We start from the raw sequence: 21927 nt of genomic DNA, 5'->3' as shown, positions 1-21927 counted from the left end.
GGTTCCCGACAGGCGCTCAGGTCTCACCACCCAGATCCGTCTGGTACGCCTCCCAGAGCAGGTCGGCGCCGCGCCGACGGTGCCGGGCCAACCGCCGCAGCAGGTGCCCGGCCCGATGCCGCAGCTCGTCGGGGGGCGCCTCGGGCCGCTCGGCGATCTGCTGGACCGCCAGGATCGCGGCGACGATAGCCGCGTGCTCCCGGGTCAGCAGCCGCACGCCGTGGTCCAGCCGCGGCGACTGGGTGAGCAACTCCCGGTAGAGACCGGTGGGGCCTTCGGTCATCCGGACGTGCTCGGCGAAGCCCTGGCGCACCGGACGCAGCCGGAGGAGAACGTCTTCGCGCCAGCGCGGCTCGGTGGCGGTGACGGCAACCGCCCGACCGAGGGCGTGCACGTCACCGGCGAGGCCGGCCGGGCGCGGCTCGCCGGGTAGACCGATGGGATGAGGATCGGCGGGGAGCCCCGCCGGATGCGCGACGCGCGGTCGGGCGACGAGTGACGGCTGCTGGACCGGACCGGTGACCATGGCACCTCCCGCGCGGCGCTGCTACCCCATACCGCGATGGTGAGCCTGCCGGCCCGCCCTGTCCAGAGCCCCGGATCGCCTCATCTGCCCCGTCGCTCCCACCGACCACACCAGCCACGCTGGAATCACCCCTGGGTGCCGCACACACCGAGTGGGGCGTACGCCCGCCTCAGTCGGTCGACCGGCGCTCTGCCCGGCGGTGCAGGTGGTCGGCCACGGCGTGCGCGTCGCCGTCCCGCCCGTCGCCCGGTCGACCCGTCGTGATCGCGTCGGCCAGCGCCCGCAGCTCGGACGGCGGCAGGCTGGGCAGCCCCATGCCGCGCAGCGGGATGGTGACCCCGCGCGTACTCCCCGGTTGGGTCGCGAGGATGGCCCGCACTCGCGGTCCGCCGGCCGGGCCATCGTCGTCCGCCTCGCGATACGACACCACGCCGGACTCGATCCGGGCGGTGGTGAGGTCGACGGTGCGGGTACGCAGCGCACCGCGTACCCGCACCCGGCTGCCGTCCAGCCAGGCGGCCGTGCGGAGCACCCGCAGCACGAGATAGAGGCCGAGCAGGACGAAGGGCAGGCCACACAGGCCGACGAACGGGCTGGGACCGGACTGGTTCGGGTCGGCGGAGTCGCGTAGACCGGGCGGCAGCAGCCCCGGTGGCAGGTCGCGAGCCTCCTCATAGGAGGCGAACGCGTCACCCGGGCCGGTCAGCCGGCGCAGCAACCCGTCGGCGACGAGGGGCAGCGCCACGAACGCCGCGCCGACGGCCGCGACGAGGACGCCGGCCACCACCGCCACGACGCGCTGGCCGGGTGACGCACCGACCGACAGGCGCAGCTCCTGGTTGGTCACAGGAGGCAGCGTAGGGCCCCGCGTACAACAAAGCGCCCCGGCTGGTGGGCCGGGGCGCTTCGTTCGAGGTGGTGGAGGTGCCGGGAATCGAACCCGGGTCCTTCGCCGGTTTGTCAGGGCTTCTCCGAGCGCAGCTCGCTGTGCCTCTACTCGGCCCCACCGCTCACGCGAGCAAGTTGGTGTGACGGGCCCAGTCGCTGATTAATCTCGCCGCACGGACCCCGCGACCGGGTCCGATTGGCCAGCCTCCTAGCTGATGCCGGCTACTGGGACGAAGGCGTTCCCAGACCGACAGACTTAGCTACTCGCCTCAGGCGGCGAGAGCGAAGTCAGCGCGTTGGTTATTGGCGCTTATAAAGTTCCGACGACCGATTCTCGAGACGACGTCGGCTTCCTCGGCTCGCTTCCCCTGTCGCTGCGTACGAAGTCGAAACCAGTCACCCCCTCGACAGGCCGCCGATGTGGCGGCACTGACAAGACTAACGCCTGCCGCAACAGCTTTCATCCCGAGCCCCGGGCCGGCACGCCGACCCGGACAAACAGGATGAACTAGTCGTCCATGCCCTTGCCTCGTCGACCGGACACCCGGGCGATCTCCCGGTCCGCGTCGCGCTTGGCGAGGTCCTGACGCTTGTCGTACGACTTCTTGCCCTTGGCGAGGGCGATCTCGACCTTGGCCCAGCCGTCCGAGAAGTAGACCTGCAACGGGACGATGGTGAAACCGCCCTCGCGGGTCTTGCCGACGAGCTTGTCGATCTCGACCCGGTTGAGCAGCAACTTCCGCGTACGCCGGGGCTCATGGTTGGTCCAGGTGCCCTGGGTGTACTCCGGGATGTGCATCGAGTGCAGGTACAACTCGCCGTCACGTTCCTGCGCGAACGCGTCGACGAGCGACGCGCGCCCGGCCCGCAGCGACTTGACCTCGGTGCCGGTCAGCGCCATGCCCGCCTCGTACGTGTCGAGGATCGCGTAGTCGTGGCGCGCCTTCTTGTTGGAGGCGACCACCTTGCGCCCCTTTTCCCGTGGCATCGGTGCCACCCCCTCTCCTCCGTCCGCGGCCGGGTTCACCCCGGCCGGACAACCGATCATGCTACCCGAATGAGGCTTATTCGGGCTCTCGCCGTCGGGCAGGCCGTGCCATCTTCAGGGCCGCCCGAATAAGCCTCATTGACAAGGACCCTCCCGCGCCGTTTATTTCCGGCCGCGGGAGGGTCCCCGGGAGACGACGGGACGACCCGTCCGGTGCCTAGACCCGCAGGTAGAAGCGCAGGGTGATCCAGGCGGTGCCCGCGCTGACCAGACCACCGACGCCAGCCATCAACGGGAAGATGAACAGGATGTCGCCCCAGGTGATCGGCGAGAGCAGACCCTGCAACGCGCTCAACGACCCGTCGAAGAGCAGATACTTCGCCGCTACCAGGGCCACCAGACCGAGCAGTGAACCGATCAGGCCGGCCACCACGGCCTCCAGCACGAACGGCGCCTGGATGAACCAGTTGGACGCGCCGACCAGCTTCATGACCGCCACCTCACGCCGCTTGCTGTACGCGGCCACCTGAATGGTGTTCGCGACCAGCAGCAGGGCGGCGATCGCCATCACGATGGCGGCAGCCAGAGCGATGTTCTGGATCGAGGTGAGGATGTTGAAGATCTTGTCGAGCAGTCGACTCTGGTCGATGATCTCCTCGACGCCGGCTGTGTCCTTGTACTGGTCGTAGACGTTCTTGTACTGCTCCGGGTTGTTCAGCTTGAGCCGGAACGCCTCGGGCAGCTGGTCCGGCTTGACCGCGTTCACCAGGTCCGGCGCGTCCTGGTACATCTCCTTGAAGCGCTTGTACGCCTCGTCCTTGTTGACGTAGAGGACGTCCTTGACCAGGGGGTCACTGTCGAGCTTGGTCTGCAGGTCGGTGCGCTCCTGCTCGGTCACCTCCTGGGTCAAGAAGATCGAGACTTCGATGTTCTTGTAGTAGAGGTCCTTCATGTCGTCGACCTGGCGGTACATGAGACCGCTGGCGCCGAGCATGGTCAGCGAGACCGCCATCGTGATGATCATCGCGATGGACATGGTCACGTTGCGCCACAGTCCGACCAGTACCTCGGACAGGACGTATTTCACGCGCATCGGGATTTCCTCCGGGTCTCCGGCATGAGGTGTTCGTCGTCAGGCTGCGCAGGGGTGGAGCGCCGGCTCACCCGTAGACGCCGCGGGCCTGGTCACGCACGATGCGACCGCTCTCAATCTCAACGACGCGGCGGCGCATCTGGTTCACGATGTTGGAGTCGTGGGTGACCATCACGACGGTCGTGCCGGTGCGGTTGATCCGGTCCAGCAGGCGCATGATCTCGATCGAGGTGTCCGGGTCCAGGTTTCCGGTGGGCTCGTCCGCCAGCAGGATCAGTGGACGGTTCACGAACGCCCGGGCGACGGCGACCCGCTGCTGCTCACCACCGGAGAGCTCGTGCGGGTAGCGGTGCTCCTTGCCACCGAGCCCGACCAGCTCCAGCACCTCCGGCACGACCCGGCGGGCAACCGCCTTCGTCTTGCCGATCACCTCAAGGGCGAACGCCACGTTCTCGTAGGCGGTGCGGTTGGGCAGCAGCCGGAAGTCCTGGAAGACACAGCCGATCGAACGCCGGAAGTGGGGTCGCTTCCAGGAGCGCATCGACGTGACGTCCTTGCCGTTGACGACGACGCGCCCCTTGTTGGGGGCCACCTCGTGCAGCAGCATTTTGATGATCGTGGACTTGCCGGAGCCGGATGGACCGATGAAGAAGACGAACTCGCCCTTCTCGATCGAGACGGACACGTTGTCGAGCGAAGGCCGGGACGCCTTCGGGTACGTCTTCGTCACTTGCTCAAGCTGAATCACGGGTGGTGAGTCTACGCGGTGTAACAACTGAGCCAAGCCCCACGCCCCGCCGAACCGGCACGAGTCGTCGAATCAGGCCTCTACCTGGAGATCGACGACGCGCTCCGCCCGCGCACCGTCACGCACCGTCGCCGGCGAGCTGCCGCTGCTTGCGCCAACGGATACCCGCCTCGATGAATCCGTCCAACTCGCCATCGAAGACCGCGCTCGGATTGCCGGTCTCCTGCTCAGTTCGGAGATCCTTCACCATCTGATACGGGTGCAGGACGTAGGAGCGCATCTGGTCGCCCCACGAGCCCGCCGCGTTCTCCTTGAGCCCCTCGAGCTTGGCCTGCTCCTCCTGGCGCTTGCGCTCCAGCAGTCGGGCCTGGAGCACCCGCAGCGCGGAGGCCTTGTTCTGCAGTTGGGACTTCTCGTTCTGGCAGGTCACCACGATGCCGGTCGGAATGTGCGTCAGCCGCACGGCCGAGTCGGTGGTGTTGACGCTCTGCCCACCCGGGCCGGAGGAGCGGTAGACATCGACCCGTACCTCGTTCTCCGGGATGTCGATGTGGTCGGTCTGTTCGGTGACCGGCAGGACCTCGACGCCGGCGAAGCTGGTCTGCCGACGGCCCTGGTTGTCGAACGGGCTGATCCGGACCAGCCGGTGCGTGCCCGACTCGACGCTGAGCGTGCCGTAGGCGTACGGCACCTTGACCGCGAAGGTGGCCGACTTCAGGCCCGCCTCCTCGGCGTACGAGGTCTCGTAGACCTCGGTCGGGTAGCCGTGCCGCTCGGCCCAGCGCAGGTACATCCGCAGCAGCATCTCGGCGAAGTCGGCGGCGTCCACGCCACCCGCGCCGGCGCGGATGGCGACAAGCGCCTCCCGGGAGTCGTACTCGCCGGAGAGCAGGGTGCGGACCTCCATCTCCTGGATGGCCTTGGTCAGCCCGGTGATCTCCGACTCGACCTCGGTCAGCACGCCCGGGTCGGCCTCGGCCTCGGCCAGCTCCAGCAGCACCTGGGCGTCGTCGAGGCCGGAACGCAGGCTGCCCAGCTTGCTGATCTCGCCGTTGACGTACGACAGCTGCGAGGTCACCTGCTGGGCCTTGGCCTGGTCGTCCCACAGGTCGGGGGCGGAGGCCTCCTGCTCAAGGCGGGCCTTGTCCTCGTGGAGACGGTCGATGTTGAGGACGGCCTCGATGTTTCGCAGGGTCGCGTCGAGTTCCTTGAGCTGTTCGGCGTAATCGGCAGCGGTCACGACAGACAAGCGTACTGCGCGGACGAGGAGTGAGCTTGCGAGCCCCGCAGGTCCGCGCCAAATAGCCCCTGCGCCCGTGCTGCCGGAGCAGCGCGTTTGCTGTCGGCGAATCCGCCGAAGGTCACCCGACGGGGGCGGACTTCAACCACGACAGGGCAGCCCGGTGGTAGGCGACGGCGAACTCCAGCGCGCTGGCGTCGTACGTCTCGCCGTCCCGTTTGGCGTTCTTCACCTGCTCCCGGACCTGGGCGAGGGCCTCGGTGTGGTATTCGTTGGCCGAGGCGTACAGGCCCTTCAGCTGGCTGGCGGAGTGCAGGTTGCCGAACGCCATCCGGAGCGCTATCGGGTTGCGGATGGTGTCCCGACCCGGGTTCTCCGCGAGCCAGCGGGTGAACGTCCGTTTTCCGCTGGCGGTGAGCGCGTACGGCTGGCTCATCCGCGGACCCGGCTTGCCGAGCCGCACAAAACCCCGCTCAGCCAGCACCGGCAACTCGCGGTACACCTGACTGCGGGTCATCGACCAGTACGGCGCCAGACGGCGCTCAGCGGCGGCCATCAACTGACCGCCTGTCATCGGGCCCTCATGGAGGAGGCCGAGAAGGGCCGCCGCCGTAGGGTTGACTCCGGAATCCGCCATGCCCACTACGCTGCCACTTTGCGCACCCGGCGTCCAGGATTTGCCAGTTTGCCACCCAACAGGACTTCCTAAGTGCACTGTCGGCGGCAGACTGTCCGTTGAGGACTATCGATGGATTGCGACATTCCGGGCGTCCGCCGGCGGCGCCACGCGCGCCGCCGGCGGGTCGTCGCCGGTCAGCCCATGTGGGGGTACGTGTGGTCGGTCGGCGGCACGAAGGTCTCCTTGATCGTCCGCGGGGAGATCCACCGGACCAGGTTGAGCCAGGAGCCGGCCTTGTCGTTGGTGCCGCTGGCACGGGCGCCACCGAAGGGCTGCTGCCCGACCACCGCGCCGGTCGGCTTGTCGTTGATGTAGAAGTTGCCGGCCGCGTACCGCATGCGCTCGCCGACCGACTCGACGACCCGGCGGTCGGTGGCGAACACCGAGCCGGTCAGCGCGTACGGGGCGATCGACTCGGCCTGCGCGACCACCTCGTCGAAGCGGGCGTCGTCGAACACGTGCACGCCCAGGATCGGCCCGAAGTACTCGGTGGTGAAGGTCTCGTGGGCGGCGTCGCCGCACTCGAAGAGCGTCGGCCGCACGAAGTAGCCGACCGAGTCGTCGGCGGTGCCACCGGCCAGCACCCGGCAACTGTCGTCGCCCGCGATCAGCTCCAGTGCGGCGGTGTGCCGGGCGAACGCCTTGTCGTCGATCACGGCACCACCGAAGTTGCTGAAGTCGGCCACGTCACCGTAGGTCAGCGAGTCGGTGGTGGCGGCCAGCCGGTCCCGGAGCCCACCCTCCCAGATCGAGCGCGGCACGTACGCCCGCGAGGCCGCCGAGCACTTCTGGCCCTGGTACTCGTACGCGCCGCGGATCAGCGCGGTGTGCAGAGCGTCCACGTCGGCGCTGGTGTGCGCCACGACGAAGTCCTTGCCGCCGGTCTCGCCGACCAGGCGCGGGTAGCCCCGGTAGCTGGCGATGTTGTCGCCCACGGTCCGCCACAACTGCTGGAAGACCTTCGTCGAACCGGTGAAGTGGATGCCGGCCAGATCCGGGTCGGCGAGCACGACATCGGAGACCTCCTCGCCCCGACCGGTGACCATGTTGATCACGCCGGGCGGCAGGCCGGCGGCCTCGAACAGCCGCATGGTGAAGTGGGCGGCGAACTGCTGGGTCGGGCCCGGCTTCCAGACCACCGTGTTGCCCAGCAGGGCCGGCGCCGACGGCAGGTTACCGGCGATGGCGGTGAAGTTGAACGGGGTGACCGCGTAGACGAAGCCCTCCAGCGGGCGGTGGTCGAAGCGGTTCCAGACGCCGGGCGAGGACGCCGGCTGCTCCTCGAGCAGGCGGCGCGCGAAGTGCACGTTGAACCGCAGGAAGTCGATGAACTCGCACGCCGCGTCGATCTCCGCCTGGATCGCGGTCTTCGACTGACCGAGCATGGTGGCGGCGTTGAGAGTGTCCCGCCAGGGACCGGCGAGCAGCTCGGCGGCGCGCAGGAAGATCGCGGCGCGCTCGTCGAAGGGCAGCGCCCGCCACATCGGCGCGGCGGCCTTGGCCGCCCTGGTCGCAGCGCGTGCGTCGTCGTGGGTGGCGTGCCCGGTCACCCCCAGCACGTGGGCGTGCTTGTGCGGCTGCACCACGTTGATCGGGTCACCGCCGGCCATCCGCTGCTCACCGCCGATGGTCATCGGCAGGTCGATGCGCTCGGCGGCGAGCTCGGTCAGCCGCCGCTGGAGCCGGTCCCGGTCGGGGCTGCCCGGCTCGTAGTTGCGAACCGGCTCGTTGCGCGGCTCGGGAACGGAGAACACGGCATCCATCAAGGCTCCTGGCGATCTCGACAGCAGTGGCGAAACCGGACCCGCGGGCACCGACCGGACGGTCGGACACCGGACGCCGCACGGGAGGCCGAGCAGCGGCGGGACCTCCCGTGATTCTCCCACGAGGGGCCGCGCGCCCCACCTCGGCCACCGCCCTGCGCCAAGGACCGCCCCACCCCTCCTCCCCTTACCGACCGGCCTCGATCCGTCCCGCTGTCCCGGGGCGACAGGCAGCCCAGCGGGCCCGCGTACCCTGAGTGGTCGGTGACCTGCCGCCTCGAAGGGGAGACGATGACCAAGCAGCCCGGCCGCGTCCCGGCCGCTGAGTCGGACGAGCCGGCGGTCGACGCGGCCAGCGCCGGCAGTCGACCACTGCCCGCGCCCGGCGCCGCAGTGCTCGCGTTGCTGGCGCTGGGGTGGCTTGCCGCCATGCTCTGGTCCACCCGGGAGGCCATCGCCTCGGCGGCGGCCGGGGTCACCGCGATCAGCCTCTCCGCGTTCGCCCTGCCCGGCGTGATCTCGGCGGCGCTGGTGGCCGGGGCAGCCGTCGCGCTGGCCGCCGGCAACCTGCTGGCCCGCCGGTACGGCGACTGGGCCACCCTGCGCTTCGCCGGGGCGATCGGCGGCGGAATGCTCGTCGGGCTCGCCGCAGCGCTGGCCATCAACCTCACCTACTTCGACACGTCCACCACCAACGTGATCGCCGGCACCACGGCGGCCGCGGCGATCATCGGGGGCGCGCTGGCCGGCGCGCGGACCGCCCCGGCGATCGGTGCGGTGGTCACCGCCGCGCTGGGGACGCTGATCTTCGTGGTCGCGTTCAGCCGCGCCCGGGACCCGCTGTTCGACCTCTTCGGTGCCGGCGACAGCCAGGAATCGTTGATCAATGCGGCCAAGTGGGTGTCGCGTACCGAATCGCTCGTCGCCGGGCTGCTGGCGGGGCTTCTCGCCTTCGGCTACCTGACCTGGGCACGGCGTCGAGCCGTCCGGCGCGATCCCGAGGCCCCGGCGCTGCGCTGGCCGGCGTACCTGCTCGCCGGCGCCGGGCCCGGCCTCCTCCTGCTGCTCGCCGAGGTGATCATCCGGATCGGTGGGCGGTCGCTGCTCGACCTTGCCAGCGCGCTCAGCGAGGCCGACGCGGTGGCGCAGACCTCACTCGGCACCTCCCGGGTGGACAACGGCATCTGGGTGCTCTTCGTCGGGGCGCTGACCGCGCTCATCGCCTTCGGCCGCACGCTCAGCCCGGCCCCCAGCGACGACGACGACCCGGCCGACGCCCCGAGCCCGGTCGCGGAGCAGGTCGCTCCGGAGGACGACAAGCCGGGCTACGCCAGGACGTACGACGACGACCCGGCCGAGACCTTCGACGGCGACGCTGAGACGCTCGACGCGGACCCGGCTAAGGCGGACCCGGCTCGCTGACGCCGGACCGGGCCGGTGCCGGCTGCTGCCGGGGAGTGTCCGGCTCAGGCTGCTGCCGGGGCCGGAGTCCGGCTCAGTCGGCCGCGCGGAGCAGCTGGTCCAGCTCCGACACGTCGTACCACTCCAGCTCGTGGTCCTCGGCGCCGTCGACGGTGAACTGGGCGTCGGGGTCACCAGCGACCGCCTCGGCCACCACGTCGGCCGCCGCGCCGACCTCCTCGACCGCGTCCACGCCGTCCACGTGGATGGCCGCGACGGCGCCCACCGGCACGGCATCGGTCAACGTCACGGTGCTGGAGCCCAGCTCACCGTCGCCGCGCCCGATCGCTCTCGACGGCAGGTCGACCGAGACGACGACGCGACGGCGGGGAGCGCTCGGGTCGGCCCGGAGCAGGTGCAGGGCGTCCTGGGCGGCCCGGGTGAACGCCACGTACTCCAACTCCTCCTCGTCGCCCTCGGCGTACCACTCGCGCAGCGCCGGGGTCACGGCGTGCGCCCGGTCGGCGGACAGCCCTTCCTCGGGCAGCCGGGCCAGCATCGGTACGGTCGCCGGCACGTACACCCGGACAAGCTCGTCGGTCACCGGTCGTCTCCCCGCGTCGTCCTCCACCGGCGGCCGCCGGCACGGGCGCAGATCATGCCGCACGCCGTGACCGTCATACACCCCGCCTCCGGCCGGAGGAAGTTCCGTAGCCGGTGTGTCCCGCAGGGTTGGCCCGCAACGACCCGCTCCGGTGCTGGGCGGCCGGGGCTGTCGGTGGCAAACTGAGCCAAACGACACCAACCCCGGGAGTTTCCTGTGGAGCCGAGGTTCCTGCTGCTCTCCGACGTGGCCGCCGAGCTCAACGTGTCGGACTCGCAGGTCTACCACATGGTGCGCAGCGGCGAACTGCCGGCGATCAAGATCGGCGGGCGGGGCCAGTGGCGCGTCGAGCGTGCCCGCCTGGAGGAGTACATAGCCCGTAAATATGACGAAACCGCTGACTGGGTGCGGAGCAACCCCCTGGTCGACCGCGACCCCGAGTAGCACCCCCAGCCTGCCCAGCCCGCACAGCCTGCCCAGCCCGCGCACAGCCCGGGAATGATCCACTCGCTTATGCGGAAGTTGGGGCATCGGGGGCCGCTGGGATACCGCGCTGTCAAGAAACTCGAGTCGATCATGTGGTTGTCGGGCGGAGGCCGCTTCGGAGCATTGACCGAGGCCGCTCCGTCGCTCAGAATCGAGCCTGTCGGAGGCAAACGAAAGCAAACGCAAGATCGAGGGGGCCCTGATGAGCGGAGCGCGACCCGGTCCTTCCCGACCATCAGTGCGGCTGCGCCCTGTCCCGCCCTTCGACCCGCCGTACGTTGACGAGACCGACGAGTCCTACTGGCCGGCGCCGACCGACGGTCAACTCGCCCTCGACCTCTTCGCCTCCACCCGACCCAACCCGGTCCGGCCGGCGGAGCGCCGGGCAGCCCTCCGCCCGGTGCCCAGCCGGTCCACCACCACCCACCCGGTCGCATCGTTGCCGGCGACGACCGCTCCGGAAGCGACCCGAGCCGCGCACCGGTTCGTCGGCACCTGCCTGGAGGTGGTCAACGGCTACCGGTCACCGACCCAGGTACGAGCACTGCTCGACCCGGCACGAGCGGGCGACCTGCTGACCGAACTCGCCCGCGCGTCCGCCCGGGCCGGGGCATCCCGCCGCCGCGCCCGCCGACCACTGGTCCGGCTGCTACGCCTGCGGGTCTGCGAGCCCCGGGAGGCCGCGGTGGAGGCGGCAGCCGTCCTCAGCGGCGCGGGTGGCCGAAGTTGGGCGATGGCACTGCGCCTTGAGCATCGCCGGGGCCGCTGGCTCTGCACTGCCCTGCACGTGCTCTGACCACGCCTGCCCGGTCGGAGTCGGGGCTCTCAGGGACAGCGACGGGCCCCGGCCTGGTCGGCCGGGGCCCGTCGGTCAGAAGCTGTCGGTACAGGCGCTCTCGGTGCGGTTGCTGTCGGTCAGTTGCCGCCGTTGGGGGCGCCGTGGCAGCGCTTGTACTTGCGGCCCGAGCCACACGGGCACGGCGCGTTGCGGGACGGGCCGTTGCTCGCATCGGCCTGGTTAGGTGCCGGTCGACGGGCTCCGGCCGACGGAAGGCCCGGGCCGCGCAGCCCGGATGCCGGCCGCTGCGGAGCGGACGGGGCGCTCTGCCCCGGTGCCGCCGGAGCACCCGGGGCCGGTCGGCCCACACCGAGCGCCGGAGCCTGCTGCTCGGCCTGCTCCACGGCGACCGCGCCCGGGCTGGCCTCACCGTCGATGGTGGGCGCGGAGTATTGCAGGCCCTGCCGCCGCGGTGCCTGGTTGAGACCCTTGGCCCGGATCTCCACCGGCTTGTCGAGCAACGTGACCTCGTCGGCCCCCGCCTCCGGCTCCGGTTCGGTCACCTGGACGTCGACGTTGTAGAGGAAACCGACGGTCTCCTCCTTGATGCCGTCCATCATGGTGGCGAACATGTCGAAGCCCTCGCGCTGGTATTCCACCACCGGGTCGCGCTGGGCGTACGCCCGGAGGTTGATGCCCTCCTGGAGGTAGTCCATCTCGTAGAGGTGCTCGCGCCACTTGCGGTCGATGACCTGGAGGAGCACCATCCGCTCGAGTTGGCGCACCCCCTCGGCGCCGAGCTGCTCCTCACGCCTGTCGTACGCGGCGTTGGCGTCGTCCTTGAGGCGGGCGACCAGGAAGTCGGCGTCCATGCCGGCCCGGGAGCCGCCGGCCTCCTCCTCCAGCTCCTCGATCGTCACACCGACCGGGTAGAGCTGCTTGAGGCTGGACCAGAGCTGCTCAAGGTCCCAGTCTTCGCCGTAGCCGTCGGAGGTGGCTCCCCGCACGTACGCCTCGACGGTGTCGTCGATCATGTTGCGGACCTGGTCGGAGAGGTCTTCACCGTTGAGCACCCGGAGCCGCTCGGCGTAGACGACCTGGCGCTGCTTGTTGAGCACCTCGTCGTACTTGAGCACGTTCTTGCGGATCTCGGCGTTCTGACCCTCGATCTGGGCCTGGGCGCTCTTGATCTGCCGGGTGACCATCTTCGACTCGATGGGCACGTCCTCCGGGATGTTGAAGCGCTCCATCACCGCCTCGACGGCTCCGGCGCGGAAGCGCCGCATCAGCTCGTCCTGCAGGGACAGGTAGAACCGGGACTCGCCCGGGTCACCCTGCCGGCCGGCACGACCGCGCAGCTGGTTGTCGATCCGCCGGGACTCGTGCCGCTCGGTGCCCAGCACGTAGAGGCCACCGGCGGCGGAGACCTCATCAGCCTCGGCGTCGCAGGCCTGCTTCCACGTGGGAAGGACATCCTCCATCGCCTTGGCGTACTCTTCCTCGTTCTCCAGCGGGTCGAGGCCGCGCTGGCGCAGCTCGTTCGCGGCGAGGAACTCGGCGTTGCCGCCGAGCAGGATGTCGGTGCCTCGGCCGGCCATGTTGGTGGCCACGGTGACCGCGCCCTTACGCCCGGCCTGGGCGACGATCTCGGCCTCCCGTGCGTGGAACTTGGCGTTCAGCACGTTGTGCGGGATGCCACGGCGGCGCAGCAACTGGGAGAGGATCTCGGAGTTTTCCACCGAGACCGTGCCCACCAGCACCGGCTGGCCCATCTGGTGCCGCTCGGCGATGTCCTCGATGACGGCGTTGAACTTGGCCTTCTCCGTCTTGTAGATGACGTCCGGCCGGTCCTCGCGAACCATCGGGCGGTGGGTCGGGATGGTCACGACGCCGACCTTGTAGACCTTGTTGAACTCGCTCGCCTCGGTCTGCGCCGTACCGGTCATCCCGGACAGCTTCTCGTAGAGGCGGAAGTAGTTCTGGAGGGTGATGGTGGCCAGGGTCTGGTTCTCCTGCTTGATCTCCACCCCCTCCTTGGCCTCGATCGCCTGGTGCATGCCCTCGTTGTAGCGACGGCCGTGCAGGATGCGACCGGTGAACTCGTCGACGATCAGGACCTCACCGTCGCTGACGATGTAGTCCTTGTCGCGCTTGTAGAGCTCCTTGGCCTTGATGGCGTTGTTGAGGTAGCCGACCAGCGGGGTGTTCACCGACTCGTAGAGGTTGTCGATGCCGAGCCGGTCCTCGACCTTGGCGACACCGCGTTCGGTCACCGCGATGGTGCGCTTGGAGTGGTCGACCTCGTAGTCGCCCTCGCCGTCGGTGCCGGGCTGAAGCCGGGCCACCACGCCGGCGAACTCGCCGTACCAGCGGGCGGAGTGCTCGGCCGGGCCGGAGATGATCAGCGGGGTGCGGGCCTCGTCGATCAGGATGGAGTCGACCTCGTCGACCACCGCGAAGTTGTGCCCGCGCTGCACCAGCTCTTCCTTCGACCAGGCCATGTTGTCGCGCAGGTAGTCGAAGCCGAACTCGTTGTTGGTGCCGTAGGTGATGTCGCACTCGTAGGCGGCCTTGTGCTCGGTGGCCGGCCGGTTGGGCAGCACCACGCCGACGGTCAGCCCGAGGAACTCGTGCACCCGGCCCATCCACGCCGCGTCACGCTGGGCGAGGTAGTCGTTGACCGTGATCACGTGGACGCCCTTGCCGGAGAGCGCGTTGAGGTAGACGGCCATGACCGAGGTCAGCGTCTTACCCTCACCGGTCTTCATCTCGGCGATGTTGCCGAAGTGCAGCGCCGCGCCGCCCATCACCTGGACGTCGTACGGGCGCTGGCCGAGCACCCTGGCGGCCGCTTCGCGGGCCACCGCGAACGCCTCCGGCAACAGGTCGTCGAGGGTCTCACCCTCGTCGAGCCGCTCCCGGAACTGTTCGGTCATGCCGGCCAGTTCCTCGTCGGTGAGGTTGACGTAGTCGTCCTCGATCGAGCTGACGGCATTGGCGATCGCCTTGAGCCGGCGCACCATGCGGCCCTCGCCCGCGTTAAGGACCTTTTCCAGAATCGACACGGATCAACGCTCCCCTAGACAGTCTCGAACCATCGTAGGCGCTCCATCGGCGCGATGGTCACTGGTGGCGGTGCTCGACCCCGCCGAACCCGACATAACTCGCGTCCCGCACACGCCCCAAACGTTATCCGGTTACGCCGTCGGCGAACGCTGCGGCAGGATGCACGAGTGGAGCCCGTGGAGATCATCGAGGACGGCGTGCTGCTGCGGCCCTGGCGAGAGGCGGATGCCGAGGCCGTGCACCGAGCCTGCCAGGACCCGGACATTCAGCGTTGGACCACCGTACCGCGCCCGTATCGGTCGGAACATGCGCACGGATTTGTCACCGAGATGAGCGGGAAGTCCTGGGCCGAGGGCTCCGGGGCGCCGTTCGCGGTCTGCGACCCGAGCACCGGAGGGCTGCTGGGTTCCTGCGGACTGATCTCGATCGACGGGAACGGCACCGGTGAGATCGGCTACTGGACGGCGCCCTGGGCACGGGGGCGGGGCGTGATGGTCCGGGCCACCCGGGCGGTCGCCCGCTGGTCCTTCGACACCCTCGGGCTTCGTCGGCTTCTCTGGCAGGCCGAGGTGGGCAACCACGCGTCCCGCCTGGTGGCTCTCCGGGCCGGTTTCCGGATCGACGGCCGGCTGCGGATGGCCGACCCTGCGCTGCACGGCGGCGCGGACGGCTGGATCGGCTCGCTGCTGCCTGGCGAGGTGCCGGCCGTCGGATCGAACGGGCCGGCCGGCCCGGGCACCCTCGCCGCCCGGCGGGCCGCCGTCTTCGGCCGCCCGCAGCCCGTCCTGTTCGCCACGACCGGTTCCGGCGAGCTGCGTCTGCGGCCCATGGAGGAGCAGGACCTGGACGCCGTGGTGCAGACCTGCCAGGACCCGGAGAGCATCCGCTGGACAACAGTGCCGGACCCGTACGAGCGCGCCGACGCGCAGGGCTACCAGGCCTACGGCCGGGACGCCTGGGCTCGGGGGGACGCCGCCTGCTTCGTGATCGCCGACTCCGACGACAGGTACGCGGGCACGCTCGACCTGCGGCTCTCCCCTGCCGACCCGCTGTTGGCCGACGTCGGCTTCATGACCGCACCGGCGGCCCGGGGCCGGGGGTATCTGCCCGCGGCGCTCGTCGCGCTGAGCGCCTGGGGCTTCAGCACCCTGGGCCTGGCGCGGATCGAGTGGAAGGCGAACGTGGGCAACACCTCCTCCCGCCGGGCGGCGGAGAAGGCCGGCTTCCTGATCGAGGGGACCGCCCGGGGCGGTGTGCAGCACCGGGGCGAGCGGGTGGACGTGTGGGTCGGGGCGCTTCTCGCCAAGGATCTGGGATGACTCCGCAGCCGGTTGTCGAGGCGCACGGAGTGCGGCTGCGCCCGTTTCGCGCCGAGGACAGCGCCGACGTGGTCGACGGTTGCGCGGACCCGCTGACCCAGCGGTTCGTCTCGAACCTGCCGACGCCGTACACCGGGACCGACGCCCGCTGGTGGATCGACGTCGGCGCCCCGGCGGCCTGGACCGGCGGCGGCGCGGCGTACGCCATCGCGGACCCCGCCACCGATCGGCTGCTCGGCGCGGTGGGGCTGAACAACCCGGTGCCCGCCCGGGGTCAACTGGAGATCGGCTACTGGATGCGGCCGGCGGCGCGCGGGCGCGGAGTGGCCAGCGCGGCGACCCGTGCGCTGAGCGAGCACGCGTTCGCCACCGGGACGGCCCGACTGGAGTTGCTCACCGAACCGGAGAACGGGCCGAGCCAGCGGGTCGCGCTGGCCGCCGGCTTCCGCCACGAGGGTCTGCGCCGGTCGGCCGGTGCGTCCCGCGACGCGGGTCGGCACGATCTGCTGGCCTGGGTACGCGTCGCCGGTGATCCGCCCGGCCCGGCCGCCCGGCTGCTGCCCGACCTGCCCGGCGGGGTGCTCACCGACCAGGTGGTGGCGCTACGCCCGCTCGCGCCGGACGATGCGGCGCTGATGTACCGGCTGCACAGCCGACCCGAGGTGGTGGCGAACCAGGCACCGCCGGTGCCGCCGACGCGCGAGGCGATGGAGCGGCGTTGCCGTCTCGCCCAGAGCGGATGGCTGACCGGCGAGATCGCCCGGCTGCTGATCACGGACGTGGCCAGCGGAGAGCCGGTGGGCAGTTGCGGCCTGTCGTACACCGATGTGGCCGCTGGCGAGGCCTCGGTCGGCTACGCGTTGCTACCCGACTGGCGCGGCCGGGGGTACGCCACGCGGGCGGTCCGGTTGCTCGCGGGCTGGGCGTTCGGCCCGGCCGGCATCGCCCGGCTGTCGGCCGGCACGGTGCCGGACAACACCGCGTCGCACCGGGTGCTGGAGCGCGTCGGTTTCCGGCGCGAGTCCGTTCAGCGCGGCCGCCTGCCCGGGCTGGCCGGCGCCCGCCTGGACGACCTGACCTTCGCGCTGCTCCCCGCCGACCTCGGTTGACAGATCATGGAGTTGTGGTGGGCGTTCCCCACCACAACTCCATGATCGACGCGGGTCGGCTACCGGTCAGGTGGCGAGGGAGATGATGCCGTAGTCGTACGCGTGGCGTCGGTAGACGACGCTGGGGCGGCCGGACTCCTTGTCCTGGAAAAGGTAGAAGTCGTGGCCGACAAGTTCCATCTCGAACAACGCGTCGTCGATGGTCATCGGCTCCGCCGGGTGCACCTTCTCCCGGGCGATGTGCCAGGGCTGGTCGTCGTGCTCCTCTTCGACCCGCTCCGCGACAGCGGTGCCGGCGCGGGCGCCGTCACCCGGCGCGCTCAGCGTGGTGGAGACCAGGTCCGCGACCGGAAGGCCCGCGGTGGCCTCGGCGACGGAGATCGGCGCGTGCCGCCCCCGGTGTACGCGGCGGCGGTCGGCCGCGCGGCGCAGCCGGGTGTCGAGCTTCGAGATGGCAGCGTCGAGCGCGCTGTAGAAGTCGTTCGTGCAGGCTTCGGCCCGAATCACCGGGCCCCGGGAAACGCAGGTGATCTCCACCCGCTGGCAGTGGTCGGCCTGGCGCGGATTGCGCTCGTGAAACAGCTCGACATCGACGCGAATAAGTTTGTGGTCGTAGCGTTCGATCTTCGCGAGTTTCTCGGCTACGTGTACCCGGTAATGGTCCGGCACTTCGACGTTTCGGCCCTTGACCACGATGTCCACGTGACCTCCCTTTTTCGGACGGTCTTCGATCCGGTTTACCCGGCCGCGCGCCGTGGGGAGACCCGCTGGCGTCGACCGGTTGGTACGGCTACGCCTCCTCTCACCGCCGGGGGCGGTTGGAACGACCTCCTACCCCCGACAGCGAAACGCTAACTCCTGTTCGCCCGGCAGTCACCCCATGTTGCCGAGACGGCCCAGGATTTTTCGCAGCTCGTACACCAACGGGTGAAACGGAAACACGGTGGGTTACGACTGGTGTCTTTTCTCGGTCGCCGCGAGCACCGCCGCGACGCTGGGTTCCCATCCCGTCGCGGTCAGCACCCTGCTCGCGGCGGCGAGTGTCACGCCGGTGGTGACGATGTCGTCGAGCAGCACCACGACCGGGGCCGCTCCCACGGCACGACCCCGGACCGGTCCGGTCGAGCGGGGCCGAAAGGCCGCCTCGGCCGCCGCCGCCCGCCCGGCGCTGTCCAGGGTGACCGAGTCGGGCCGGGGCAGCGCCCGCAGCGGACGGCGCACCCGCGCCGCCCAACCGCCCCGGTTGAGCCGGGCCGCGCAGTGCCGGGCCAGCCGGTCGAGGTGATCCCCGTAGCGGGACCGGGCCGCCGCCGCAGTGTCCGGGACCGGCACCAGGGTCAGCGGACGAGCCCCGCCGACGGCCGCCGCGACGACCTCGGCGAGCAGGGCGCCGAGCGGACGGGCCAGCCCGTGTCGGCCGTGTTCCTTGTACGCCAGCAGAGCCTCACGCAGCGGACCCGCGTACGGGCCGAGTGCCACGCAGGGCGGCAGGCCCGGCGGTGCGGGGGTGGGGCGGACCGTCCGTGGCCGCAGCTCGTCCAGCGCCGCGACACAGGTCGGGCAGACCCCGTGCCGCAGACCGGGTCGGCGCTCCCGACAACCGGCGCAGTCGGCGGGTAACACCAGGTCGGCGAGGTCCGCCCAGAGCCCGCTCACCGTGTCAGTAGATGAAGAACGGCGCCGACGGGTTGCTCGGCCGCACGCCGGCCGGCACTGGGGCGATGTCGCGTACCTGGGCGGGCTCGATCCGTTCGAACGGGCTGCTGCGGTACGCCACCCCGTTCGCCTCGTACATGTAGGCACCGCTGGGCACCCGCACGCTGCGGTTGGTCGGGTACGCGGTCAGGTGGTTGACCTTGGCGCCGAGGTCGGTCCGCAGCGGCGTCTCCAGGGCGCCGTCGACACTGATCTCGTAGATCGCCGGCTGGCCGACGGACCCCGCCACCACCAGCTGGTCCTCCCTGCCCCAGTCGACCGCCGTGGGGTTGGTCAGCGAGCTGACCAACTCTCGGGGCGGACCGATGGAGACCCCGCCGCCGTCGAGGTTGACAGCGGCGACGTAGAGACGGCCGCCGGCGATCAGCGCGACCCGCTGGCCGTCCAGCGCGGCGGCCACAGCGGTGACCCCGGCGGAGGGGAGGTTGAGCGGCACCGGATACATCCGGGCCGCCTCGTCGAACCGGTAGAGCTGCCCGTCGGCCACCACCAGGCCCCGGGCGGGGCGGGAGTCGACAGTACGCAGCCAGACCGGCCGGCTGATCGAGGAGTACTCGGTGCCGCTGCGGCTGAGCACGGAGATCGGGTCGGCACCCGTGCCCACGGCGAGTCGGTACCGGTTCTTGCTGCTACCGGTGACCGCCATCGCGGCGAGGATCCGCCGGTCCTTGGCCAGCCCGAGGCTGGCGGAGACGACGTTGCGGTTGACCTCGGGTGCCAACGGAACCGCGCCGCTCGGCTCGCCCTCGAAGTCGAGTGGGTGGATCCTCCCGTCGTACACGCCGAACCGCTGCGGGCTGGCGACATACGGGTAGAGCGGCCGGGTGCCTCGACGCTCGCCCAGGTCCACGACGGGTTGCGCGTTGTTGCGGATCTTCAACTCCAGTTGACCGGGCAGGTCGCCCAACGACCAGGCGATCTGCGTGATCAACTGGTCGATCCCGTTCCTGTCGTCACCGGACATGTCCAGGTTGACCTCCCACCGGCCGTTCCCGCCGGTGGCGTTGTTGATCATCTCGGTGCGGTCCGGCAGCCCGACGACACCGGGGCGCAGCCAGTCGGAGGGGCCACCGACCAGCCATTTCACCACCTCGTTGACCCGCCGCTCGACCGGCACCGCCTGCGGCCGGTAGCGCTGGTCGGGCACCAGGCGGCTGCGGTCCGAACTCCAGAAGTAGATCGTCTCGTCCTGGTAATACTGTCGGAGGGCGGTGTCGCTGAGCAGCAGCACGTTGGGCGGGTTGATGATGTAGAGGCCAGCCCGATCATCGTTGACGCCGCCGTTGAACGACGCGCTGCGCAGACCGAACTCGTACTCCGTCTCGGTCGCCACCGGCGGAGCCAGGGTGCCGTCGGCCCGCAGCACACCGATCTGCTGCACGGCGATCTTCACGGTCGTGGTCGAGTCGCTGTTGAGGGTGTAGACCTCCTCGCGCAGCCGGACCACGTTCAGCGCGACCTCGCTGCCCTTCTTGTCCTGCAGGCGGATCTTGTCCTCCGGGGCGATGAACGCCTTCACCCGCTCATACGCCCGATCCGGCTCACCGGCGGCAGCGGACAGGAAGTTGCGGACGAACGCCTCGTTGACGCTGCCGCTGGCCGTCCGCGTCGGCGGCTCACTACCCCGGCTGATCACACCCGCCTCGGTCGCGGCACCGCCCTTGCCATCCACCCGCACGTCGGACGCCGCCGGGATGCCACAGCCGGCACCCAGCAGCACCACCACGCCGAGGGCCCCGAGCAGAGTTGGCCGTCTCACGAGCGCACCTCCGTCCGCTGCCCGTCCCCGGCCGGGGCCGGGCCGATCGCCAGTGCCCCGCCGGTGCCGGGACCGATGGCCAGTGGGCCGCCGTCGCGAGGGCCGCCGAACGGCAGCGCGGCGTCAGCCGGCACCAGTCGCAGCGGCGAGGTGGTCAGCCGATCGCCAGCACGGGCCGGCAGGGTGAGCCGGAACTGCGCGCCCTGCCCGGGAGCACCCCACGCCTCCAGCCAGCCGCCGTGCAGCCGAGCGTCCTCCAGGCTGATCGACAGGCCCAGCCCGGTGCCCCCGGTCTGTCGAGCCCGGGACGGGTCGGCCCGCCAGAACCTGTTGAACACCAACTTTTCCTCGCCAACCTTCAGCCCCACCCCGCGGTCGCGAACGGTGATCGCCACGGCGGTCTCGTCGATGCCGAGGGTGATCAGCACCGGGCGGGCCTCACCGTGCTCGACGGCGTTGCCGACCAGGTTGCGCAACACCCGCTCGACCCGGCGCGGGTCGACCTCGGCGATCACCGGCGTGCCCGGCAGGTCGAGTTCGATGGGTACGCCGACCCGTTCGGCCAGGTTGGCCAGCCGGTCGACCACCCGGTGCACCACCGGCACCAGGTCGGTCGGCTCGGAATCCAGCATGGCGAAGCCGGCGTCGAACCGACTGATCTCCAGCAGGTCGGTGAGCAGCTCCTCGAACCGATCCAGCTCGGCCTGGAGCAGCTCGGCGCTGCGGGCGACCGCCGGGTCGAACTCGTCGCGCTCGGCGAAGATCAGGTCAGCGGCCATCCGGACCGTCGTCAGCGGGGTACGCAGCTCGTGGGAGACGTCCGAGGTGAAGCGGCGTTGCAAACGGGACATCTCTTCCAGGCGCAGGATCTGCCGTTGCAGGTTGGTGGCCATCTGGTTGAACGACGCGGCGAGCAGGGCCAGGTCGTCCTCGCCGTTGACCACCATCCGCTGGTCGAGGAGGCCCGCCGAGAGCCGCTGGGCGGTCCGTGCGGCGACCCGGACCGGGTTGACCACCAGCCGGGTGACAAGCGCCGCGAGCAACCCGAGCAGGATCACCAGGGCGACCCCGGTCGCCACCACTGTGGCTCGGGCGTCGGCGGCGGTGACATCCTGCCGGCCCAGCGGCACCAGGTAATAGAGCTCGATCTGGCCGAAGCGGGTCGGCACCGGCGAGCCGTAGACCAGGTATTTGGTGGTCTCGCCGGTGAGTCGCCCGGTGCGGATCTGGCTGGCCACCTTGCCGTCGGCGATCGCGGCCCGCAGCTCGGGGCTGATCAGCGACTGGACGTTCGCGGACGGCGAGGTGCGCGTCTGGATGTCGTTCGGGTAGTCGTCGGCGGTGATCGCCACCACCACCCCGCTGGTCTGCTGGGGGTCGCCGCCGGCCAGGTAGTTGACGGTGCCGTCGATGGTCTCCTGGAGCTGCGCTTCCTGCGGCTGCCCGTAGAAGGAGACCTGCTTGGCCGCGTAGCTGGCACCACTTGTCACCCGCTGCCGGACGTCGCTGCGGGCGCTGTCGAGCAGGATGGTGGTGATCTTGTCAGCGATCAGGAACGCGAACCCGCCGACCAGCAGGCTGGACGCGACAAGTGTGATGGTCACGACTCGGACCTGGAGCGAGCGTCGCCAGGTCTGGTGCGCCCGACCCACCACCCGGGCGGCCCGGCCGCTCACCGCACGCCAGAGCTCCCCGCCGGCGCTGGGCCGGCGGGCAGCCGTACTCGGGGAGGGTGGGGGCGGCGAGGTCGACACAGTGCGACCA

General features: G+C 70.4%; 19 protein-coding genes and 1 other RNA gene. 5 read left to right on the top strand and 15 right to left on the bottom strand.

Annotated elements, in window-relative coordinates; all coding sequences use genetic code 11:
* Nucleotides 1-16 precede the first annotated feature (16 nt).
* The 9 genes from ACQP0U_RS05170 to pruA all read right to left on the bottom strand — a co-directional run bounded on the left by ACQP0U_RS05170 (nt 17) and on the right by pruA (nt 7925).
* Nucleotides 17-526: a hypothetical protein gene (locus ACQP0U_RS05170; protein WP_433316221.1), complete on the bottom strand. Its 510-nt coding sequence runs from the start codon at nt 524-526 to the stop codon at nt 17-19.
* A gap of 169 nt (nt 527-695) precedes the next feature.
* Complete coding sequence (locus tag ACQP0U_RS05165; RefSeq protein ID WP_433316219.1) at nt 696-1373, bottom strand: hypothetical protein; 678 nt, start codon at nt 1371-1373, stop codon at nt 696-698.
* A 69-nt stretch (nt 1374-1442) separates the two neighbouring features.
* Nucleotides 1443-1818, bottom strand: a transfer-messenger RNA (tmRNA) gene (ssrA, locus tag ACQP0U_RS05160).
* Between the two features lie 104 nt (nt 1819-1922).
* Complete coding sequence (gene smpB, locus ACQP0U_RS05155; RefSeq protein WP_387167238.1) at nt 1923-2402, bottom strand: SsrA-binding protein SmpB; 480 nt, start codon at nt 2400-2402, stop codon at nt 1923-1925.
* A gap of 217 nt (nt 2403-2619) precedes the next feature.
* Nucleotides 2620-3495: a permease-like cell division protein FtsX gene (gene ftsX, locus ACQP0U_RS05150; RefSeq protein WP_091393961.1), complete on the bottom strand. Its 876-nt coding sequence runs from the start codon at nt 3493-3495 to the stop codon at nt 2620-2622.
* 67 nt (nt 3496-3562) lie between these two features.
* Nucleotides 3563-4243: a cell division ATP-binding protein FtsE gene (gene ftsE, locus ACQP0U_RS05145; protein ID WP_030331491.1), complete on the bottom strand. Its 681-nt coding sequence runs from the start codon at nt 4241-4243 to the stop codon at nt 3563-3565.
* Between the two features lie 118 nt (nt 4244-4361).
* Nucleotides 4362-5483 (bottom strand): peptide chain release factor 2, encoded by a 1122-nt coding sequence (prfB, locus tag ACQP0U_RS05140; RefSeq protein ID WP_363614597.1) that lies wholly within the window; start codon nt 5481-5483, stop codon nt 4362-4364.
* A gap of 121 nt (nt 5484-5604) precedes the next feature.
* Nucleotides 5605-6120, bottom strand: coding sequence for a PadR family transcriptional regulator (locus ACQP0U_RS05135; RefSeq protein WP_433316216.1), 516 nt, complete (start codon nt 6118-6120; stop codon nt 5605-5607).
* Nucleotides 6121-6296: 176 nt separating this feature from the next.
* Entirely contained in the window at nt 6297-7925 is a 1629-nt protein-coding gene (gene pruA, locus ACQP0U_RS05130; RefSeq protein WP_433316214.1) for an L-glutamate gamma-semialdehyde dehydrogenase, read from the bottom strand.
* Between the two features lie 291 nt (nt 7926-8216).
* On the opposite strand from pruA, the gene ACQP0U_RS05125 reads away from it, so the two are divergent.
* Nucleotides 8217-9347 (top strand): hypothetical protein, encoded by a 1131-nt coding sequence (locus ACQP0U_RS05125; protein ID WP_433316213.1) that lies wholly within the window; start codon nt 8217-8219, stop codon nt 9345-9347.
* A 73-nt stretch (nt 9348-9420) separates the two neighbouring features.
* Here ACQP0U_RS05125 and ACQP0U_RS05120 read toward each other — a convergent pair whose 3' ends face one another.
* Nucleotides 9421-9930 (bottom strand): DUF6912 family protein, encoded by a 510-nt coding sequence (locus ACQP0U_RS05120; RefSeq protein ID WP_433316211.1) that lies wholly within the window; start codon nt 9928-9930, stop codon nt 9421-9423.
* A 216-nt stretch (nt 9931-10146) separates the two neighbouring features.
* On the opposite strand from ACQP0U_RS05120, the gene ACQP0U_RS05115 reads away from it, so the two are divergent.
* Both ACQP0U_RS05115 and ACQP0U_RS05110 read left to right on the top strand, forming a co-directional pair.
* The gene (locus tag ACQP0U_RS05115) at nt 10147-10374 is read left to right on the top strand and encodes a helix-turn-helix domain-containing protein (protein ID WP_433316209.1); all 228 of its coding nucleotides are present in this window, start codon (nt 10147-10149) and stop codon (nt 10372-10374) included.
* Between the two features lie 244 nt (nt 10375-10618).
* Nucleotides 10619-11212: an Rv3235 family protein gene (locus ACQP0U_RS05110; RefSeq protein ID WP_433316207.1), complete on the top strand. Its 594-nt coding sequence runs from the start codon at nt 10619-10621 to the stop codon at nt 11210-11212.
* Between the two features lie 119 nt (nt 11213-11331).
* On the opposite strand, the gene secA is transcribed toward ACQP0U_RS05110, so the two are convergent.
* Complete coding sequence (gene secA / locus ACQP0U_RS05105) at nt 11332-14259, bottom strand: preprotein translocase subunit SecA (RefSeq protein ID WP_433316205.1); 2928 nt, start codon at nt 14257-14259, stop codon at nt 11332-11334.
* A 168-nt stretch (nt 14260-14427) separates the two neighbouring features.
* Between secA and ACQP0U_RS05100 the strand changes: the two genes are divergently transcribed.
* Both ACQP0U_RS05100 and ACQP0U_RS05095 read left to right on the top strand, forming a co-directional pair.
* Nucleotides 14428-15579: a GNAT family N-acetyltransferase gene (locus ACQP0U_RS05100; RefSeq protein ID WP_433316203.1), complete on the top strand. Its 1152-nt coding sequence runs from the start codon at nt 14428-14430 to the stop codon at nt 15577-15579.
* The gene (locus tag ACQP0U_RS05095; protein WP_433316200.1) at nt 15576-16688 is read left to right on the top strand and encodes a GNAT family N-acetyltransferase; all 1113 of its coding nucleotides are present in this window, start codon (nt 15576-15578) and stop codon (nt 16686-16688) included. Before ACQP0U_RS05100 ends, ACQP0U_RS05095 begins: the two co-directional genes overlap by 4 nt.
* Nucleotides 16689-16754: 66 nt before the next feature.
* Here ACQP0U_RS05095 and hpf read toward each other — a convergent pair whose 3' ends face one another.
* The 4 genes from hpf to mtrB form a co-directional block, all read right to left on the bottom strand.
* Nucleotides 16755-17390 carry a ribosome hibernation-promoting factor, HPF/YfiA family gene (hpf, locus tag ACQP0U_RS05090; RefSeq protein ID WP_433316199.1) on the bottom strand — a complete coding sequence of 212 codons (636 nt, stop codon included), beginning with the start codon at nt 17388-17390 and terminating at the stop codon, nt 16755-16757.
* Nucleotides 17391-17636: 246 nt separating this feature from the next.
* The gene (locus ACQP0U_RS05085) at nt 17637-18344 is read right to left on the bottom strand and encodes a ComF family protein (RefSeq protein WP_433316197.1); all 708 of its coding nucleotides are present in this window, start codon (nt 18342-18344) and stop codon (nt 17637-17639) included.
* A gap of 4 nt (nt 18345-18348) precedes the next feature.
* Nucleotides 18349-20163: an LpqB family beta-propeller domain-containing protein gene (locus tag ACQP0U_RS05080; RefSeq protein ID WP_433316195.1), complete on the bottom strand. Its 1815-nt coding sequence runs from the start codon at nt 20161-20163 to the stop codon at nt 18349-18351.
* Complete coding sequence (mtrB, locus tag ACQP0U_RS05075) at nt 20160-21917, bottom strand: MtrAB system histidine kinase MtrB (protein ID WP_433316193.1); 1758 nt, start codon at nt 21915-21917, stop codon at nt 20160-20162. The genes ACQP0U_RS05080 and mtrB overlap by 4 nt, the downstream gene beginning before the upstream one ends.
* Nucleotides 21918-21927 lie beyond the last annotated feature (10 nt).

The organism is Micromonospora sp. CA-269861 (assembly GCF_050948505.1).
In the GTDB taxonomy this organism is placed as follows: Bacteria; Actinomycetota; Actinomycetes; order Mycobacteriales; family Micromonosporaceae; genus Micromonospora.
This window is presented reverse-complemented; position numbering and strand designations above follow the sequence as displayed.

Bases quoted from the DNA above. Each gene is read 5' to 3' on its own strand.
- ACQP0U_RS05170 (WP_433316221.1), bottom strand. From the start codon at position 526: ATGGTCACCGGTCCGGTCCAGCAGCCGTCACTCGTCGCCCGACCGCGC.
- smpB (WP_387167238.1), bottom strand. From the start codon at position 2,402: ATGCCACGGGAAAAGGGGCGCAAGGTGGTCGCCTCCAACAAGAAGGCG.
- ftsX (WP_091393961.1), bottom strand. From the start codon at position 3,495: ATGCGCGTGAAATACGTCCTGTCCGAGGTACTGGTCGGACTGTGGCGC.
- ACQP0U_RS05135 (WP_433316216.1), bottom strand. From the start codon at position 6,120: ATGGCGGATTCCGGAGTCAACCCTACGGCGGCGGCCCTTCTCGGCCTC.
- pruA (WP_433316214.1), bottom strand. From the start codon at position 7,925: ATGGATGCCGTGTTCTCCGTTCCCGAGCCGCGCAACGAGCCGGTTCGC.
- ACQP0U_RS05125 (WP_433316213.1), top strand. From the start codon at position 8,217: ATGACCAAGCAGCCCGGCCGCGTCCCGGCCGCTGAGTCGGACGAGCCG.
- ACQP0U_RS05110 (WP_433316207.1), top strand. From the start codon at position 10,619: ATGAGCGGAGCGCGACCCGGTCCTTCCCGACCATCAGTGCGGCTGCGC.
- ACQP0U_RS05095 (WP_433316200.1), top strand. From the start codon at position 15,576: ATGACTCCGCAGCCGGTTGTCGAGGCGCACGGAGTGCGGCTGCGCCCG.